General features: G+C 72.3%; 2 protein-coding genes and 1 pseudogene. 2 read left to right on the top strand and 1 reads right to left on the bottom strand.

Annotated features, from left to right (window positions below; translation table 11 throughout):
- Positions 1-267 (top strand): annotated as a pseudogene (locus AAHZ94_RS31490) (hypothetical protein); the annotation flags it as partial.
- Here AAHZ94_RS31490 and AAHZ94_RS31485 read toward each other — a convergent pair.
- Complete coding sequence (locus AAHZ94_RS31485; RefSeq protein ID WP_349997125.1) at positions 260-874, bottom strand: hypothetical protein; 615 nt, start codon at positions 872-874, stop codon at positions 260-262. The pseudogene AAHZ94_RS31490 and the gene AAHZ94_RS31485 overlap by 8 nt on opposite strands.
- Positions 875-1,446: 572 nt before the next feature.
- On the opposite strand from AAHZ94_RS31485, the gene AAHZ94_RS31480 reads away from it, so the two are divergent.
- The gene (locus tag AAHZ94_RS31480; RefSeq protein ID WP_349997124.1) at positions 1,447-2,976 is read left to right on the top strand and encodes a helix-turn-helix domain-containing protein; all 1,530 of its coding nucleotides are present in this window, start codon (positions 1,447-1,449) and stop codon (positions 2,974-2,976) included.
- The last annotated feature ends 181 nt before the right edge of the window (positions 2,977-3,157 follow it).

The raw sequence follows: 3,157 nt of genomic DNA, 5'->3' as shown, positions 1-3,157 counted from the left end.
GGGGGGGGGGGGGGGGGGGGGGGGGGGGGGGGGGGGGGGGGGGGGGGGGGGGGGGGGGGGGGGGGGGGGGGGGGCCCGGGGGGGGCCCGGGGGGGGGGGGCCCCCCCCCCCCCCGGGGCGCGGGGCACGGCGGTGCGGGGGCACGGCCAGGCGGGGCCGGATCACGCCGGGCCGCGCCGGCGGCTGCGCGGGGCGGCCGTACGGGGCACGGCGTGCCGGTCGGCCCGGGGAGGCGCGGCCCCGCGCGCCGCGGTCGGGGCTACTTGACTCCGAAGCCGCCCGAGTAGGAGCCGGCGTTCCACACCGACGAGCCGACCTGGTGGTAGGCGTCGAAGTAGGCCACCGAGCCGGAGGGCAGGTTCCGCGGCACCTTGGCGGTGAAGACGACCTTCGAGTGGCCCTTCGGGGTCGGACACTTGAACCCGGTGCCGATGCCGATCTTCTCCGTGTCGGCGAAGAACACGCACTTCTTGTTGGGCTTGGCGGTCAGCCCCGGGTGCGGGCCGTTGGCCCACTGCGGGCCCATCTCGCCCATGTGCGCGCGGTCCAGGTAGACCCAGATGTGGCCGGCCTCGGGCGAGTCGACCGTCACGGTCACCTTGGTCCGGCTGCCCGGCTTGACCGGGACCTCGTTCCGGGTGACCCGGACCTTGGAGACCTCCTCGGATGCGGGGGCGGCCTGGCCGGCGCGCGGGCTGGCGGGGAACCGCACGGCGGAGGCGGTCTCCGGCGAACTCTGCTCGTCGGCGGCGCCGGCGCTGGGCACCGCCACCAGTCCGAACAGCACGGCACCCGCGCCGACCGCGACGCCGAGCGTCCGCCGCGGACGGCGGGTGACGACGGCCCGGGCACGGTGGGCAAGGGAATGGCGCATGGTGAGACCTCTTTCAGAAAGTGCAGGCGACTTGACGAAAGTGCAGCGACTTACGGAAGTACGGACAGCTACGCGCATGCGGGTGGCGTGGGCACTCCAGCCACCAGCACCGTAAGAGGCCCCTGCGGCACGCAACAATGACAGTCCTTTGGCAATTCATTGCCCGCAGCACCTTCCCGACCGCCGTCCGCCCGCACCCCCCAACGACGCGCCAAGCCGCGGACGTTGCCCCAGGTCAGGACCGTACGGCCGGAGTGTCGGCCACCGGGCGGGGAGACGCCACCGGGCACCGGAGCGACCGGCGGACGCACCCGCACGGCTCACCCCCTGCACGGCTCACCCCCGTACGGCTCACCCCCCCGTACAGCCCATCTCCGTACGGCCCATCTCCGTACGCCTCGTACCGGCACGCCGCGCCGACGAGACACCCCCCGTATCCGTACGACTAGCGACAATGGCCGCCCATCACCACGAACACCCCCTGGCGCCCCGGCCGTCGCTCGCTCACCCGCGGCACGCCGTGCATCAGCCGCAACATGAGCACATCTCATATCTGAGATAATATCGATCTCATGACAGACGCCTATCTCGCCCGCATCGGCAAGCTCATCCGCGACGCCCGCCAGCACCGTGGCTGGACCCAGACGGAGCTCGCAGAGGCACTCGGCACCAGTCAGAGCGCCGTCAACCGCATCGAGCGGGGAAATCAGAACATCAGTCTTGAGATGATCGCTCGGATCGGCGAGGCCCTGGACAGCGAGATCGTGTCGCTCGGGTACGCCGGTCCGATGCATCTGCGGGTCGTCGGCGGGCGGCAGCTCTCCGGCGCCATCGACGTCAAAACGAGCAAGAACGCCTGCGTCGCCCTGCTGTGCGCCTCGCTGCTGAACGCCGGCCGCACCACGCTGCGCCGCGTCGCCCGGATCGAGGAGGTCTACCGCATCCTGGAGGTGCTGGGCAGCATCGGCGTCCGCACCCGCTGGATCAACGACGGCAACGACCTGGAGATCGTGCCGCCGGCCGAACTCGACCTGGCCGCCATGGACATGGACGCCGCCCGCCGCACCCGCAGCGTGATCATGTTCCTGGGCCCGCTGCTGCACCGCCTGGACCGGTTCCGCATCCCGTACGCGGGCGGCTGCGACCTCGGTACGCGCACCGTCCAGCCGCACATGACGGCGCTGCGCCACTTCGGCCTCGAAGTCACCGCGACCGAGGGCATTTACCACGCCGAGGTCGACCGCAAGGTCGCCCCCACCCGCGCCATCGTGCTGACCGAGCGCGGCGACACCGTGACCGAGAACGCGCTGCTGGCCGCCGCCCGGCACGACGGCGTCAGCGTCATCCGCAACGCCAGCTCCAACTACATGGTCCAGGACCTGTGCTTCTTCCTTGAGCAGTTGGGCGTACGGGTGGAGGGCGTGGGCACCACCACGCTGACCGTGCACGGCGTCGCGCACATCGACCGCGACGTGGACTACGCCCCGTCCGAGGACCCGGTGGAGGCGATGAGCCTGCTCGCCGCGGCCGTGGTCACCCAGTCCGAGCTGACGATCCGTCGAGTGCCGGTGGAGTTCCTGGAGATCGAGCTCGCGGTGCTCGAAGAGATGGGGCTCGACCACGAGCGCAGCGCGGAGTACCCGGCGGACAACGGCCGCACCCGGCTGATCGACCTGACGGTGCGCCCGTCGAAGCTGAGCGCGCCGCTCGACAAGATCCACCCGATGCCGTTCCCCGGCATCAACATCGACAACGTGCCGTTCTTCGCGGCGATCGCGGCCAGCGCGCAGGGCTCGACCCTGATCCACGACTGGGTGTACGACAACCGCGCCATCTATCTGACCGACCTGACCCGGCTCGGCGCCAGCGTCAAGCTGCTCGACCCGCACCGCGTCCTGGTCGAGGGCCCCACCCGCTGGCGCTCCGCCGAAATGATGTGCCCGCCCGCACTCCGGCCGGCCGTGGTGGTCCTCCTGGCCATGATGGCGGCCGAGGGCACGTCGGTGCTGCGCAACGTCTACGTCATCAACCGGGGTTACGAGGACCTGGCGGAGCGGCTGAACTCGATCGGGGCGCAGATCGAGATCTTCCGGGACATCTAGCCGCCCGACGGGCCCGGCCGCGCACCAACGCCCCTCGCCCGGCCGCCCGCCCGACTCCCCGACTTGCCGCCGCCCGGCCCGGGGCCCCCCCCCGCCCCGGGCGGGGCGGCCGACGCCGACGGCGCCCGGCCCCGTGCGGCTGCACCACTGCGCGGGGCGACCCCCGCGACTTCTGAGAAAG

Source organism: Streptomyces sp. HSW2009, assembly GCF_040240285.1.
Taxonomy (GTDB): Bacteria; Actinomycetota; Actinomycetes; order Streptomycetales; family Streptomycetaceae; genus Streptomyces.
This window is presented reverse-complemented; position numbering and strand designations above follow the sequence as displayed.

Bases quoted from the DNA above. Each gene is read 5' to 3' on its own strand.
- AAHZ94_RS31480 (WP_349997124.1), top strand. From the start codon at position 1,447: ATGACAGACGCCTATCTCGCCCGCATCGGCAAGCTCATCCGCGACGCC.
- AAHZ94_RS31485 (WP_349997125.1), bottom strand. From the start codon at position 874: ATGCGCCATTCCCTTGCCCACCGTGCCCGGGCCGTCGTCACCCGCCGT.